Source organism: Microbulbifer maximicatervae (SeqCode), from assembly GCF_052467825.1.
Genome location: NZ_CP174327.1, coordinates 3,947,511 through 3,962,414, shown reverse-complemented (window position 1 = coordinate 3,962,414; position 14,904 = coordinate 3,947,511). Strand labels below are relative to the sequence as shown.

Here is a 14,904-nt window from a genome sequence, read left to right as displayed (position 1 = left end):
TATGAAATCCAGATACCGTTTACTGTGGATCAAGCTCCACACCTACTTTTCCTGCTTTTTTCTACCCATTGCCATTTTGTATATCGCCACGGGTGTGCTCTATCTATTTGATATAGAGGGGGGCGTCGATGAACAATTTGAGTACACAGTCTCTCTACCCAAGGGCCTACCAAACAATGAGCAGGAGACTTTGGATACCATATCTCCGTTTGTTCAGCCCACTGAAGTATCATTGCCGGCAGATTTCTATTTGGAAGATGAGTGGATCGGTTGGTATGGCTACAAACGCCAAGTCTATTTGGAGCCAAGCCAGGATAAGAAGTCAGCGATACTTCATGTAAAAGAACACGATCTATGGCATCAATTCCTGCTGATTCATAAAGGTCATGCCGGCCCCCTCTTCTGGTTCTCAGCCATTATGCTTGGTGCAAGTCTGTTATTTAGCCTGATTAGTGGATTAGTGGTCGCCTTTGCGGTACCAAAATTCAGGAAGACCGCTATACAATTTACTTCTCTCGGTTTTGTTGCGCTGGTAGCTGCCTTTTTTATAGGGGGCTGAAACCCGTCACTTAAGGGAGTTTTAGTTAGGGAGCCTCTGAGTAACAATCTAGTACCTCTATAGCTCTTAAAGGTCTGCGATAAGCAACTTTAAGAGCGGGTTCATGGAATTACTCAGAGTCTCCTAGATCAAGCTTAAAAATTTTAAGCAAGTTGACAAATCTTATCCTCCAACTGCTGTTTAAATTGATAAAGATGGATGCCATCCAGAAAGCAGTGATTAACTTCAACATACATCGAGGTGACAAGGCGCCCCTCTTGGCGATGGTATTTACCCCAGAAAATAAAAGGTATTCCTGGATCACAACCTTCTTTCTGTACAGGCTTTACCTGTAGACCAGAGAAGTCACCCCAGGGGTAGCAGCTGATATTCAAGATATCATGGCGACTGATGAACTTTTCTACAGGGAGGTACTCAGATTGCGCCCGTGAAAGTTCCCTTGCCTTGTGGACGAACTCTGTCAGATTCGTCTCCATTCTGGCCATAACGAGTTTGAATAACTCATTATCCCCTAAATCAGAAAATAAAGGATGCAGCATATCGTGCTCGATGGGCTGGCCATTGACGATACGATGCCTGAAACCCGCTATTTCATTTCCCACCTGCGTGACCAGAAAAATAAGGCTGTAATAAAAAGGGAGTGTATTTTTTTTACAGAAAGATACCAGATTTGTCACATCGACCGGCTGGGTTAAGCCTATCCGAGTTGACCCTGCACTGCTCATAAAAAATTCAAAGTGGGCCTTTCTATTCCAGCGTTCGATATCTATAGGAGTCATGGACATATGAATATCGAGTCTTCAATGGATATTCATAGTTTAGGGTAGATTATAAGCAGCACCGGTGTTGCTAGTAGCTTTTATCTAGTTGGGACACCTGGAATATTTTTAGAGGCTTTAGCTAACATGCTGTAATCGCCATTTCAAAACGCTCTTCCCTTCCGGCTAATACCATTTTAGTAACGCTACTATTTCTCTCTTTCGCTCCTGTTTGAGGCACTAAAATAAGTCCCAACAACAGACTGTGCCACCTCATAAAAAGCGTTCATCTGTGCATAATTTGCAAAAGTGATGTTCCTGCTTATAAGTTTTAAGAAGGGTACAGCTCCCTATAATAACTTCCAGCTGTTAAAGCGAAATATCATCTAGATAACCAGGACTATTAACTATGACTACCAAGTACGAAAATGCCGTTTTGGATGATCAAGCATTGATCGAGGGACTTAAGTCTATTAACCCGGTATGGGGAGATCTAGCTGTACGAGTCGCAGGCGAGGTATGGGGAAAGCCGCTTCTGGATCAAAAAACCAAAGCACTAATCACTATCGCTATTGACCAAATGGCGCTCAATGTAAATGGTGAAGGTAACCCGTTTGGAGCCCATGTTGATATGGCACTCAAACAAGGGGCAACGTATGAAGAGATTGAGGAATTGATTGTTTTTGCCTCAATGTATACGGGCTTCAATAAAGGGGCTACCACCATGGGCGCACTGAATAAGCTTCGCCATGATCGGGGAGATATCTAATGGCTATCCCCGGACTTAAAAAAGCAGATCATATAGGATTCACCGTCCCCGATGTTGATTTGGCCGTTGAGTTCTTTAGTACACACTTTGGCTTTGAGTTGGCTTATACGTTTGGGCCATTTGCCTCAGACGATACCTGGATGGCGGATCACCTTAATGTAAATCCTCGTGCAGAGATCAAGAAAATTGCTGTTATGAATGCTAACAGCATCAATCTGGAAATATTCGAGTATGCCGACAACATAGATCGAAATAAGGTGGCACCAAACAATGCTGATGTTGGGGGGCATCATTTAGCATTCTATGTTGAAGATATTGATGCTGCGGTTGAATACCTCAAGAAACAGAATATAGAGGTGCTCGGCGCCCCTACGGTAATGACTGAAGGGCCAACTGAAGGAGAGACCTGGGTATATTTCATGGCTCCATGGGGCATGCAACTTGAACTCGTTTCATACCCTAATGGAAAGGCCTATGAGCATTTGACTAACGTACGCTTATTTGACCCTCGATGAATATTCTCGCCACTATTTTGGTTGTTATTGCAGGTATGGGGCTCTCCGTCGAGGCGGGACTGTTAGGGCCCCTAGGTATGCAGGTTGGTCACTTGCGGGCCACCCTAAGCATATTTGGTGTTGGGACAGCCCTACTTTGGCTCATCAGTCTATTTGTCCCCAGTGCAAAATATATAAGCTGGCGAGAGGTTCCAAAGTGGCAGCTTTCAGGTGGCTTGTTAGGGCCTGTTTACGTTGTTGTTCTAACTTTAGCCACTCCTATACTTGGAGTAGCTATGACGATGATCGGGATTCTTGTGGGGCAAACAGCCAAAAGCTTCCTAATTGACTCCCTGGGCTGGTTTGGGGTGCGTAAACAGCCCATTAATCTCCTAAGAATATGTGGGGCAACATTTTTATGCCTTGCATTATATTTAACCTACTTGGGAGCCAAATGATGATTGGGTTGATGTTACTCGCAGTACTATCCGGCGTAGCGTTGAGCACCCAGGCGGCAATTAATGGAAAATTTGGAGAAAGTGTAGGAGTTGTCCAAAGCGCCCTTTTTACCTTTGGTATCGGAGCTGTAGTGATGGGCTTACTCGCGTTTTTCTTTGGAAAACACAGCGGCCCATCAATTCTTTCCGTACCTAAGTGGCAACTAACCGGTGCACTTTTTGGTATCTTCTACATGATAGTCGTAGTTGCTGTTGTTCCCAGAATTGGTGTGGCATCAACAACAATTGCAACGATTTTTGGGCAGATGAGCATGAGTTTGATTATTGATACCCAGGGATGGTTTACGAATCCGTCTATCCCGTTAAGTTCCTGGCGAATTGCCGCAATGGTTTGCGTAGTTCTAGCGTTGATCTGTAATTACCTTGCTAATCGGAGAGCGCCAGTTCGAAGTAATGAGACGCTACAGCCCGCTATCCAAAGTTAGCTGAATATACAGGAGTAAAGCATTACTCGGAGGGTCCATAACATCACTCAACAGTTACCCACTATCGACCGCTAGCTAATGAATTACGATATATCAATATTAGAGTTAAAACTGTTCTTAATGACGGCCCAACTGGGTAACTACTCTGAGGTTTCCAGGCAGCAGGGAATGACACCGTCCTCTGTATCGCGAAAAATGGCCCAGCTAGAGGGGAAAGTGGGAACCAAACTACTACACCGTCATACCAGGGCAATATCACTGACGGATGAAGGTACGGCCTTTGCAAAGTATTGTAGCGATATTGTTCGTCAGTATGAGTTAGTTTGCGGGCAAATTGAGCAAAGGGCCAACACACCACGGGGAGTTGTTAAAATCAGCGCCCCCGTTGCTTTTGGGCGGCTTCATATTGCTCCTTATATTCCAGATTTGTTAGAGCTTTATCCGCTGCTTAGAATCGAAATGCAGCAGACAGATAGCTTTATTGACCCTGCTAAGGAGGGTATTGACTTACTTATCAGAATTGGAGCGCTCCAAGATTCAGGCTTGAAAATGAATCGCTTTGGCAATCATAACTTTGTATTGGCAGCCAGCCCGGAATATCTGAGGGTAAATGGGGTTCCGGAAACCCCAGAGCAGTTAATTGCTCACAACTGTTTGGTATTTAAGGGAACCAATGGGCTACAGCGCTGGTTTATCGGTAAAGATGGTTTGACACCCTATGAAGTTAAGGGATCACTTTACAGCAATAATGCAGAAACACTGGTTTCCAGTGCTATAGGGGGAGCTGGGGTTGTTATGTTCCCAACTTGGTTAATCAATGAAGAGATTCGGTTGGGCAAGCTGGTTCCTATTTTGACTGACTACCGCGCATCTTCATCGGCAGAAAACCAAACTATTAATGCACTCTACTTACCTACGGATAACCTGGCTCCCAAAGTACGTGTTGTTATTGATTTCCTTAAGGAGAAATACGGTAATCCCTGCTATTGGGATGCTAAATAGAGAAGCCCTCTTGCTATGACGTGTGCATTGTAATGCAAACAGGTTTTGGTTACAGGCAGGGGCTCCTGCCTCGGCCTGTAACTTCTACTTGGTATTGAATAGCCGGCTAACCTAAATAATCTACACTCATCAAATACCGTAAGAAGAGTTAAAATTTATAACTCACCATTAATGACGTACGTCTAGAGCTATCAGTGTCCACGATTGGGCTATTACTAATCTCATCGCCATACCAGATTTGATATACGCCTCCCATAAGAATGAGGTTTGGGCTAATGCTGTAACCCACTTGTACACCTAACCGGGTAATGATATCTGCATCTGCTTCATACGCTGCCCTATCTTGGGTTACCTCATTTAGGTCCACGCCATAGTAGTAATCCAACGCACTATCACTTTGCCAGCTAATAGTGAAGTCGGGTTTGATGATCCACTTTTGGTGCTTGTAAGGCAGACTATATCCAGCCGATAGACTGTATCCGTCGTGGGTATCACTGATATCTTGTGAGATGCCAACCTTCCAAAGGCCCAAAGGGCTTTTATAGTTCATAGATAAGTTGGCAAGAATCGCCAGGTCAAGCTCTTCCATATCGCTGAGCTTATCACTGTCCCCTCTGTCTCTATCACCAGTGAAGTCGCCGCCAATACCAAGCTTCACTCGAAGTTTATCGTCGTGGTACAGATCAGCACCCAACTCAAAACCCTGAAAGTAAAAGCGCTTGTAGCGGGCTGAGATCAGTGGAAATATGTTGTTTTGGTCCTCTCCATCAACGTAGATTGACTCAACGCTAAAGGTCCCAATACCTACAGAAAGTGCCGTCTCATCCTGCTTTGGCGGCTTTTGGGTAACTTCATCTGCAAAAGCTAGGCTGGATAATGCCGAACTCACCAGCGCAGTGCACATACTCAAAGTTAATGGCAGAGAACTCTTATGGTTTTGATCTCGCAAACTAGACATATTGAATCCCAATTTGAACTGGTTGAAGTTCCGTTATTTCTGGAGTGGATTCTATGCCGATAAAGGTAAACGCCAGGTAAATAAACTCATGCCCAGGCCAGGTTAACGGTTAAGTATTGTTCATTTTTGTTGTAAGAAAAGATCCATTGCTGCTGATCGGCCACTTGCTTCAGGATATGAAGGCCTAAACCAAAACCCTGCCCTTCCCCCCTGTCAAAATGCACCTGCTGCTCCGGCAGTATGGGGTTCTGAATCCGGATTCCATTTACATCAAAATTAATATCGATACTTCCCTCAAGGGTATGCTCAAAGGCATTTCTGAGCAGATTGGTTATAGCGATATCCAATAGCACTTGTACTTGCTTCAAGTTGACCGAACTATCCGAATTGAGATGAACTTGTACATCTCGCTGCCCCAAGAGATATTTGAGCTGCTCAACTCGAGTTTGTATCATATTACTGAAATCAAATTCTGTTGATTCCAGATTTACCTTGCTTTGAGATAGCAGCAGAAGTGCCTGTATTAACTGGGTCATCTGCTCATAGGAGCGCTCAATTTGCTCCAGTTGAGTATCGATTGGCTTACCTTTTTTTTGCCTTACCTTCACCACATGCAAGGCACTGCCAATGGTTGCCAAGGGGGTTCTCAATTCATGACTCGCATTCTGTAGAAATTGCTTTTCTTGCTCTTGATGATTCCATACCTGCTGTAGCGACTCTTGCAGTACTCGTCCTACACGACCAAATTCATCCTTCCTTTGCTTTAAAGATTCCGGGATCGGAGTCAATTTATGCCGACTCTTTTGCGCAAATTTCTCCAGGTCTTTTAATGGTGATATCACTTGTCTTGCAAGAATAAGGGGCACACTTAATGCTAAAGTAAAGGCTAGTAAGATACCGATAAGAACTTCAATTTCTACCTTTTTGTACTTGCTGGGTATTGCAGCTTCTTCTATTTCCAGCACGTAGTAAGTTGTCTTAAGGGCGCTTTCAGCATAAGGCATAATGGCTAAATAGTAGCGATCATCAATTAAGTCTTTGCTAAAGTGCACCCTTTTTTCTTCGCCGTCAGCTTCCTCTAACACACGCTTTGCCGTATCTGGCAGTGAACTGTACTCATCATATGTTTGTAACTGGGCAAAAAAAGGGTCATCAACAACCCCTCCAGCCTCAATGATACGTTTTTCAGCTACAGATATCAGTGTCGCACCTAAGGCGTGCTTAACCATTTTGATTTTGGATCTCTCGACGACAACTGCACTGCACACCACAATTGCGGCAAGAATCCAAATATAGTGAAAGAAAAATTTTCTGCGAATGGAGCGATCAAAGGCTTTCATCACGCTTCCCCAGGATAACGCCCTTCCCTCTGATCGTGTGCAGTAGTGGAAAACTGAAATCCTTATCAATTCCCTGCCGCAACCGATACAGATGTACTTTGATTACGTCGGATTCGGGGGAAAGAAACTGCCATAAGTGCTGTTCAATTTTTTCTTTAGTAACCAGCTTTGGACTCTGTTGCATCAAAAACACGAGCAATTCCCAACAGATTGGGGGCAGATTTATAGATTTTCCCTGCCTGGTGACTTCATGGGTCTCTAAATTAACTTCCAGGTCCTCAACTTTATACCGGGTTTGGGTAACGCGTCGTTTTATTGATAGAGACCGAATCCGCGCGACCAGCTCAAGCATTTCGAAGGGTTTAACCAGATAGTCGTCCCCTCCAGATTGGAAACCGGTGATTTTATCGTCCAATTGGTCCAGCGCGGTCAGCATCAATATTGGTGTCGAGCTTCCTTCATTGCGCAACTTAGAACTCACTTCGAAACCGCTTCTACCCGGCATCATGACATCAAGTACGATTACATCGAAGTCATGCTTTGAGGCCAGCTCAGTGGCCATTATTCCATTGTCAGCGTAGTCACATCGAATATTGTACTCTTCGAGGCTCTCAATAATATTGGACGCCAGTGCGTGATTGTCTTCAGCTAAGAGTACCAATAATGGCGTTTTACAGTCAGGCCCCATTGATCTAGTCACTCAAAAGTTCTCGATAGCCTGGAATAATAAGGCTCAATGGGTAAACGGTAAGTAAACAAGTGTAAAAGTGATGAAATTTTGATCACCCGCATAAAGCTTGCTTGTGAGCAAGCCTGACTATAAATACGAGATCTATAGTCCCTCTCCCCAAAAGGCTATTTGATTGCTGGATTACAATTTTGGTTAAAACTCATTTTGGGCAATAGTTGCTGCCAGCTGCTTAAGCTTTGGCTGCTGCCCCTCGATATTGGTGAGCCCAATTATTAAATGGTTTTCTTCAGGAAATATGACGATTAGGGCGCTAAAGCCATAGATTCCGCCAGATTGCGTATACACTTTTTTGCCAGCGACAGTGGAGGTAACCCAGCCAAAACCATACCCTCTCTCGACAAAAACATCCTCTTTGTCAGCGGCAGAAATCAAAGAGCCTGTGGCAATGGATTCGGACCAGATTTCCAAGTCTGCCAGGTTGCTGGACAAGGCTCCCGCAGAATAAGGAATCGACATATCAATGTAGTTTGCCAGCTCAGCCTGGTTAGCGGTTGCATAGCCTTGAGCGTGGTTCGCTTGGGAGATTGTACTCTCGCCATATCTTGTATGATCCAAGCCTAGCCCCTTTAGGATATGTTGGGACAAGTACTGCGTGTAGGTGTACCCGGAGATCAACTCAATAAGGTATCCCAGTAAAATATAGTTAGAGTTTGAATAGCTATATTTTTCACCAGGCTCGAACTCCAGAGGCTTAAACTTAGTCAGATTGACCAATTCCAAAGGGCTAAAAGATTCATTGTGGTCAATGCCGTAAAAAAACTCCGGGATACCTGAGCGATGAGTGAGGAGGTGTCTAAGGGTGATCTCATCTCCTCTTGGGTAGTCCTTCACAAAATGTGAAACAGGCATGTCGTAGCTGGGAATTTTTCCAGTGTTCTTTAGCTGTATAACCGCTAATGCCGTCAGGGTCTTGGAGAGAGAGCCAATTCGATACTGGGTATCAATTCGGTTAGGTATCTTTTGGGCTACATTGGCAAAGCCGAACCCTTTTCTCAAAATATCGGTGCCATCACGCTTGACGAGAAATGACCCTGTAAAACCTTCAGATTTAAGCAAACTTTCAGCGCTGGTGTAATCCGAGTGGGAGGGATGACTGCAGACTTGTGGAGAGAGTGCACCGAAAGAAGCGATTAACAAAACCGCAAGACAAACTGCTTTCATTTTTATATCCGTGAAACTGTAGATGAGCTGTAATCGGCTCCGGGTCGTGGGGCGAGAAATACCCTAAGTCTTTGACAAAAGCTAGTCAATTTTTGGAGGCTACTAGATCGACAATGCGTGATAGACCTAAGAGTTGGCTGTCACTACAGAAAAGAGAGGGGTAATAACAGGAGGGGTACCTCCCCAGCACTTGTGTGGCTGGGGAAGCGGACGGTCTCGCCCCTTATTGGGGGCGAAGCCTAAAGTTTACAGGCAGACAATGTTTTCTGCTTGTGGGCCTTTAGCGCCCTGAGTCACGGTAAACTCTACCTTCTGGCCTTCGGCCAAGGTTTTAAAACCGCCACCGGAAATTGCGCTGAAGTGAGCAAAAACGTCGGGACCGGATTCCTGGGCGATGAAGCCAAAACCTTTCCCTTCGTCAAACCACTTAACGGTACCAGTAACTGTATTAGACATAATAGATATCCTTGATTGAACAATTGCGCTCCAATTGAATGGAGTTGTGCGGGCAAAAAGTATTATTTTAAACGAGACCGAACGAAGGATTATGACTAAAACTACGAGGTAAACTGCAATAAAAAATGGCTTTTAAACCGGCGGACGAATAGTAGCACTAGCCTGTCACCTATGTCCACTTTTGCCTAAACCTACCCTCGATATTGGCACTCAGACCGCCGTCCACTGCCGCATAAAGGCGCGATGAACCGGAGGCACTGAGGCGATGCAGTGTGCCGATAGCCACAATGCCGATTTTGCCAAAGGATTGCTCGAGGAGATCAGCTTTCTCGCCAGCTCTGTTTTCTTAACCACGGACTCCCCTGCCTCATGCCGGGAGGTGGAGTAGCTATCGACCGCACCGTTAGCGATAGCAGATGCTGCGGCTATGGCATCAGCCATACCCAGATTCATCCCCTTCCCTCCCACTGGAGAGTGGCAATGGGCTGCGTCTCCAGCCAATAACACCCGGTGCTTTCGGTAAGTTTCTGCCTGTCGGATGGAGATCTTAAAGGCTGCGGTCCTTCGGATGTTGGCGATTTCTATCGGCAGCCTGAGGGTTGCTAGGGCATCTTCGGTTGATGATGCGATGCGAGCGCGGCGCTGTTCGATAGGGAGCACCAAGGTGAACTCACCTTCCCCGCCATACAGGTCCAGGGCAATCTCTTCCGGATCGAAGTTTCCCCTCAAATCCACATCCGCAATTGACCACTTATTGGGCAAATCAATACCAGGGTACTGTATTTTCAGCTGTTGTCGCACGGCGGACTGTATACCGTCTGCGGCAATCACCCAGTCAAAAGAGGCGCTGGTATTGTCTGAGAAATTAACGGCCGCCTTGTCTGGGGTGGTTGTGATGTTAGTGACTGAGACCCCGTACTCAACTTCGACGCCCCTCTCGGCAAGAGTGTCCCGGAGGATTCCCTCGGTCCGGTTTTGCGGCAACCCCAGAGGCACCCTGTCGCGAAACTCATTTCCGCTGTTGTCGATATAAACCAGGGTTCTCTCATCGCGCAATATGTGCATTTTCCTCAGGGGCATTGCCTCTGCAAGAAAGGGGGCTGCGGCGCCCAGCTCCCGAAGGGCATCAATGGTGGCTGGCATAATGCCAACAGCGCGGGAGAGTTCAGAGGGGCTGTCTTTGCGCTCAACAATACGGCACTTCAGCCCCAAGGAAGTGAGGGCGACTGCAGCAGTCAATCCGGTCGGACCGGCACCAATTACCAGGATGTCCATCGATACAACTTGCAACCTGAAAGCTCAACCGGTCGACACAGAATGCCTCGATCGCTACAGAGAGCTTGTTGCTGCAAGCTTAGACAAATTTCTACCGCTGTAGAGGGGCGTTATGCACTCTAAATGTGCACACAGCCCCTCTTCTCCGGTGCCGCGACTCAAGTACTTTTATCTCTGTCGGAGGAGTCGGGAATGTCACTGTAACCCATTACCGCTGCGGGCTTATCCATTGAGGCACCCTGACGATCCAGGACCCCGATATCCAGTACTGGGGAAGCATCGATATGTTGAGCGTCCATCATTTGGGCAACGCGCTGTAGTGAAGCAATAATCATGCTTTGTTCCCAGTCTTTTAGATCACCAAACTGACGAGCAAACTGGTCCTGAAGCGGGATGGGGGCATCGCGCAAAGTCTCCGCAGCCTCCTCAGTAAGGTAAGCATGCACTTTGCGCTTATCCGCCTGGGAGCGCTGGCGATAAACCAAGCCTCTCTTCTCCAGGCGGTCAAGAATATTGGTCACGGTTGCCTGGCTCAGGCTGACCTCGTTGGCCAGTTCGCCGATCGTCACTTCACCCTTATTGCGAATAGCTTGTAGCAACAACACCTGCGGGGCCGTTAAGCCGGTGGTTTTAGCCAGGTGTTTGGAGTGCAAGTCCGTGGCTCTTATTACCCGCCGCAGGGCCACTAGCACTTGTTCGATACTGTTCAAAGTTACCTCTCAATCATGGAGTCAGGGTGATTGCCGGAATTATATCGCCGTACCCCTCAATCACTAAGCGCTTATAACCCGACTGCGAAACATCACCCCAACAAGAGCCTCAGGCTCCATCACAAAACTGTCCATTTTATGGCCAGGCGATCTCTCAGCCGGCATGTCCAATAGAAAATTTTATCGACCTCAAAATATTATTTTTACCTGCCTATAGGCTGTATATCCCACATATCCAGGCATTTCTAGGCCAAATATTGTGACTTGATTCGCCTCAAGTATCCTGGACTTTGAATTTAATTTGTGTACGATATTTAGCATTCAAAGCATTTTTACTAGTAATCCGGCATAAAAATGCCTCTAAGAAGCTATATTTACGCCATTTGCTCAACACTTGTGCAAGTAAATATTTAGAGGTGAAAAAATATTTAGTCGGTTGGGAAGGTTTTTTGTCTAGCTCAGAAAATATTTTGTTGCGCAGCCCATTGATTGAAGATGGGATGGCCACTTACCGATTGATCAAACGTTGCCCTCCCCTGGATACAAACTCCAGCTACTGCAACCTCCTCCACTGCAGCCATTTCGCCAACACCTCAGTCGCCGCAGAGGTTGATGGAGAGCTGCTGGGCTTTATTTCCGGGTATATCATCCCTGACCGTACAGATACCCTCTTTGTCTGGCAGGTGGCCGTAGACGAGAAGGCCCGGGGGCTTGGACTGGCCTCCCGGATGATAAGTCACATCCTCGAGCGTCCTCACTGTGGTTCGGTCAGATTTATTGAGACCACGATTACAGAACACAACCTGCCGTCTTGGGCGCTCTTCCACAGTGTCGCCGATAAATTATCGGTCGATCTTCACTCCTCCCCCTGGATGGACTCTCAAGCCCACTTTGATGGGCTGCACGACTCCGAAACCCTTGTCCGCATCGGGCCTTTCGCCCTCGAAGAAACACCATAAAAGAGAAAATCATGAAGATCTTTGATGAGATTGAATCAGAAGTGCAAAGCTATGCCCGCTCCTTTCCGCGAGTCTTCAATCGCGCAAAAGGCGAGCTGATGTGGGATGAGGAGGGAAATCAGTATCTGGATTTCCTGGCGGGTGCCGGCACGCTCAACTACGGGCACAACAACCCGCTGTTCAAGCAGGCACTGCAAGATTACATCGAGGCCGATGGAATTACTCACGGCCTCGACATGCACACCAGGGCCAAGGGTGAATTCCTACAGTCACTGAATGAGAAAATTCTCAAGCCGCGGAATATGGAGTACGTGGTGCAGTTTACCGGTCCGACAGGGACGAATGCGGTAGAGGCTGCGATGAAAATTGCCCGCAATGTAACCGGGCAGCAGAACATCGTCACCTTTACCAACGGTTTCCATGGCGTAAGCCTTGGCTCGCTGGCCGCCACCGGCAACTCGCATCACAGGGATGCTGCCGGTGTCAGCCTCAATGGTACGCACCGCATGCCCTTTGACGACTACCTGGGCAAAAATATCGATACCACAGAATACCTCGATAAAGTCCTCTCAGATTCCAGCAGCGGTATTAATTCTCCCGCAGCAGTGATTGTTGAGACAGTTCAAGGGGAAGGCGGTATCAATGCGGCCAGTATCGAGTGGCTAAGAAACCTTCAATCCGTCTGCAAAAAACACGGCTTACTTTTTATTGTCGATGATATCCAGGCTGGCTGCGGCCGCACGGGCAACTTTTTCAGCTTTGAAGAGGCCGGTATCGAACCCGATATCATTACGCTATCCAAATCCCTTAGTGGCTATGGGCTGCCATTTGCGCTGGTGCTAATGAAACCAGAGCTGGATCAGTGGAAGCCCGGTGAGCACAACGGCACTTTCCGTGGCAACAATCTGGCTTTTGTAACTGCGAAAGCCGCTATCGATCATTACTGGTCTGACGAAAACTTCTCACGGGAGATTAAACGCAAGGGCAAATACATTTCCGAGCGTTTGAATGAAATTGTCAGCCGATATGGTGAGGGCAATTTCACCACTAAAGGCCGGGGTATGTTTCAGGGTATCGACTGCATCAGCGGCGAACTTGCAGGAAAAATCACCAAACTCGCATTCAAGCAGGGGCTGATTATTGAAACCAGCGGAGCCGATGACCAGATCGTTAAGCTCCTTTGCCCACTGATTATCACCGATCAAAACCTTAAAAAAGGGATCGACATTATTGAATCCGCTATCCGGGAAGTCTGTGCCGGAGAGCGGGATATGCCTGAGGAAAGAGTCTTTTTTGAAGCCTGCTAGACTTTAAGGGCCTCTGAAAAGGTTCACGCAAAAGATCCAACTGCGCGGGCTGCAAACTAAGAATATTGCTGACCAGCCAGACTCGAATACACACGAAACAGCGAAATACCAATGATTGTCAGAAGTTTACAGGAAGCTAAAAAATCCGGCCGCCGGGTTGTTTCACCGGATAGCAACTGGGAGAGCACCCGACTCCTGCTTAAAGATGATGAAATGGGCTTTTCTTTCCATATCACCACTATTTATGCAGATGCTGATTTCCAAATGCACTATCAAAACCATTTGGAAGCGGTTTACTGCATTTCCGGCAGAGGTGAGGTAGAAACTCTTGAGGATGGCAAGAAGCACCCTATCGAACCTGGGACTATCTATATTCTCGATAAGCATGACCGGCACATTTTAAGAGCCTTTGAAGAAATGACTATGGCCTGTGTATTTAACCCCCCTTTGAATGGCAAGGAAGTACACAATGCTGAGGGAGCCTACGAACTTGAGGCTGACAAGATTGATGAATAATTAGTCAGTCATAGGGCAGTATCCATGAAGTACCTTCCAGATAGCTCAAGTGTTACCAGGGAAGACTGCTACCCCTCCCGAAAACCGGGCCTTCTGGGTGGTACCAGGGTGCGCAAAGATCCAATTGTGTATGGGGACTGCCAGTCCCTCCCCCCACTGGCACCATCGCAACTCAAGCGCTATGCAGAACAGGGCTTTGTTGTACTGGAGAATATGTTTTCCCAGGCGGAGATTAACCTTTTTACGCAAGAGTTGGCGGAGATTAAACAACGCGGTCACACTGACAAGTCGGAAGAAATTATCACCGAGCCTGAAAGTAACGAAGTGCGCTCAGTCTTTCGTATCCACAAAAGCAGCCAAATTTTTAACCAGCTTTCCAGGGATCAGCGGCTATCAAGTATTGCGAAATGTATTTTGGGTGATGAGGTTTATATCCATCAGTCTCGCGCGAACTACAAGCCTGGTTTTCGCGGGAAAGATTTTTATTGGCACTCCGATTTTGAAACCTGGCATGTCGAGGACGGCATGCCCCGTATGCGGGCACTCAGCATCTCCATTAGCTTAACAGAGAATCATCATTTTAATGGCCCATTGATGCTGATTCCCAAGTCCCACCACCATTACATTGCTTGCGATGGGGAAACACCAAAACGGAACTACCTCAGCTCACTGAAAAAGCAAGAACTTGGTATTCCCTCAGATAGCCATTTGAGGTCCCTGGTATCCAATGGCGGAATATCAGCTATTACAGGCAAGCCCGGCAGCATTGTTGTGTTTGACTGTAACTTAATGCATGGCTCCAGCAGCAATATCAGCCCCGACCCGAGGTCTAATTTGTTTTTTGTTTTTAATGCCCTGAGCAACAAGGTGGAGGCTCCGTTTTGCGGCTTGCCTCCCAGGCCGGAATACATCTGTGCGAGGAAATCAATTTCTACTATCTGAAGCA

18 protein-coding genes are annotated in these 14,904 nt (G+C 46.8%); 10 read left to right on the top strand and 8 right to left on the bottom strand.

The window, feature by feature from the left end; translation table 11 throughout:
• Window position 1 precedes the first annotated feature (1 nt).
• On the top strand, window positions 2-559 hold the full coding sequence (locus tag ACJJII_RS17700) for a hypothetical protein (RefSeq protein ID WP_444917138.1): 558 nt from the start codon (window positions 2-4) through the stop codon (window positions 557-559).
• Window positions 560-702: 143 nt separating this feature from the next.
• On the opposite strand, the gene ACJJII_RS17695 is transcribed toward ACJJII_RS17700, so the two are convergent.
• The gene (locus ACJJII_RS17695) at window positions 703-1,338 is read right to left on the bottom strand and encodes a CatA-like O-acetyltransferase (RefSeq protein ID WP_444917137.1); all 636 of its coding nucleotides are present in this window, start codon (window positions 1,336-1,338) and stop codon (window positions 703-705) included.
• Between the two features lie 388 nt (window positions 1,339-1,726).
• Between ACJJII_RS17695 and ACJJII_RS17690 the strand changes: the two genes are divergently transcribed.
• The 5 genes from ACJJII_RS17690 to ACJJII_RS17670 all read left to right on the top strand — a co-directional run bounded on the left by ACJJII_RS17690 (window position 1,727) and on the right by ACJJII_RS17670 (window position 4,525).
• Window positions 1,727-2,086 (top strand): carboxymuconolactone decarboxylase family protein, encoded by a 360-nt coding sequence (locus ACJJII_RS17690; protein ID WP_413665785.1) that lies wholly within the window; start codon window positions 1,727-1,729, stop codon window positions 2,084-2,086.
• Window positions 2,086-2,601, top strand: a complete 516-nt coding sequence (locus ACJJII_RS17685) for a VOC family protein (RefSeq protein WP_444917136.1) — start codon at window positions 2,086-2,088, stop codon at window positions 2,599-2,601. The genes ACJJII_RS17690 and ACJJII_RS17685 overlap by 1 nt, the downstream gene beginning before the upstream one ends.
• Window positions 2,598-3,038, top strand: coding sequence for a DMT family transporter (locus ACJJII_RS17680; RefSeq protein ID WP_444917135.1), 441 nt, complete (start codon window positions 2,598-2,600; stop codon window positions 3,036-3,038). The genes ACJJII_RS17685 and ACJJII_RS17680 overlap by 4 nt, the downstream gene beginning before the upstream one ends.
• Complete coding sequence (locus tag ACJJII_RS17675; protein WP_444917134.1) at window positions 3,035-3,523, top strand: DMT family transporter; 489 nt, start codon at window positions 3,035-3,037, stop codon at window positions 3,521-3,523. Before ACJJII_RS17680 ends, ACJJII_RS17675 begins: the two co-directional genes overlap by 4 nt.
• A gap of 78 nt (window positions 3,524-3,601) precedes the next feature.
• A complete protein-coding gene (locus ACJJII_RS17670; protein WP_444917133.1) occupies window positions 3,602-4,525 on the top strand; it encodes a LysR family transcriptional regulator in 924 nt (307 codons plus the stop codon).
• Between the two features lie 148 nt (window positions 4,526-4,673).
• Here ACJJII_RS17670 and ACJJII_RS17665 read toward each other — a convergent pair whose 3' ends face one another.
• The 7 genes from ACJJII_RS17665 to ACJJII_RS17635 all read right to left on the bottom strand — a co-directional run bounded on the left by ACJJII_RS17665 (window position 4,674) and on the right by ACJJII_RS17635 (window position 11,176).
• The gene (locus ACJJII_RS17665; RefSeq protein ID WP_444917132.1) at window positions 4,674-5,483 is read right to left on the bottom strand and encodes a MipA/OmpV family protein; all 810 of its coding nucleotides are present in this window, start codon (window positions 5,481-5,483) and stop codon (window positions 4,674-4,676) included.
• An 86-nt stretch (window positions 5,484-5,569) separates the two neighbouring features.
• A complete protein-coding gene (locus tag ACJJII_RS17660; RefSeq protein ID WP_444917131.1) occupies window positions 5,570-6,823 on the bottom strand; it encodes a sensor histidine kinase in 1,254 nt (417 codons plus the stop codon).
• Window positions 6,810-7,523, bottom strand: a complete 714-nt coding sequence (locus ACJJII_RS17655; RefSeq protein ID WP_444917130.1) for a response regulator transcription factor — start codon at window positions 7,521-7,523, stop codon at window positions 6,810-6,812. Before ACJJII_RS17655 ends, ACJJII_RS17660 begins: the two co-directional genes overlap by 14 nt.
• A 183-nt stretch (window positions 7,524-7,706) precedes the next feature.
• Window positions 7,707-8,735: a serine hydrolase domain-containing protein gene (locus ACJJII_RS17650; protein WP_444917129.1), complete on the bottom strand. Its 1,029-nt coding sequence runs from the start codon at window positions 8,733-8,735 to the stop codon at window positions 7,707-7,709.
• A gap of 246 nt (window positions 8,736-8,981) precedes the next feature.
• A complete protein-coding gene (locus ACJJII_RS17645) occupies window positions 8,982-9,191 on the bottom strand; it encodes a cold-shock protein (RefSeq protein ID WP_108733254.1) in 210 nt (69 codons plus the stop codon).
• A 210-nt stretch (window positions 9,192-9,401) separates the two neighbouring features.
• Window positions 9,402-10,466 (bottom strand): FAD-dependent oxidoreductase, encoded by a 1,065-nt coding sequence (locus ACJJII_RS17640; RefSeq protein WP_444917128.1) that lies wholly within the window; start codon window positions 10,464-10,466, stop codon window positions 9,402-9,404.
• Between the two features lie 158 nt (window positions 10,467-10,624).
• Complete coding sequence (locus ACJJII_RS17635; protein WP_444917127.1) at window positions 10,625-11,176, bottom strand: MarR family winged helix-turn-helix transcriptional regulator; 552 nt, start codon at window positions 11,174-11,176, stop codon at window positions 10,625-10,627.
• Window positions 11,177-11,625: 449 nt separating this feature from the next.
• Between ACJJII_RS17635 and ectA the strand changes: the two genes are divergently transcribed.
• From ectA to thpD, 4 genes are all read left to right on the top strand, one after another.
• Window positions 11,626-12,135, top strand: a complete 510-nt coding sequence (ectA, locus tag ACJJII_RS17630) for a diaminobutyrate acetyltransferase (RefSeq protein WP_444893869.1) — start codon at window positions 11,626-11,628, stop codon at window positions 12,133-12,135.
• Window positions 12,136-12,146: 11 nt separating this feature from the next.
• The gene (gene ectB, locus ACJJII_RS17625; RefSeq protein ID WP_444917126.1) at window positions 12,147-13,442 is read left to right on the top strand and encodes a diaminobutyrate--2-oxoglutarate transaminase; all 1,296 of its coding nucleotides are present in this window, start codon (window positions 12,147-12,149) and stop codon (window positions 13,440-13,442) included.
• A gap of 111 nt (window positions 13,443-13,553) precedes the next feature.
• A complete protein-coding gene (locus ACJJII_RS17620) occupies window positions 13,554-13,958 on the top strand; it encodes an ectoine synthase (protein WP_282932786.1) in 405 nt (134 codons plus the stop codon).
• Window positions 13,959-13,982: 24 nt separating this feature from the next.
• Complete coding sequence (gene thpD / locus ACJJII_RS17615; RefSeq protein WP_444917125.1) at window positions 13,983-14,900, top strand: ectoine hydroxylase; 918 nt, start codon at window positions 13,983-13,985, stop codon at window positions 14,898-14,900.
• Window positions 14,901-14,904: the final 4 nt, after the last annotated feature.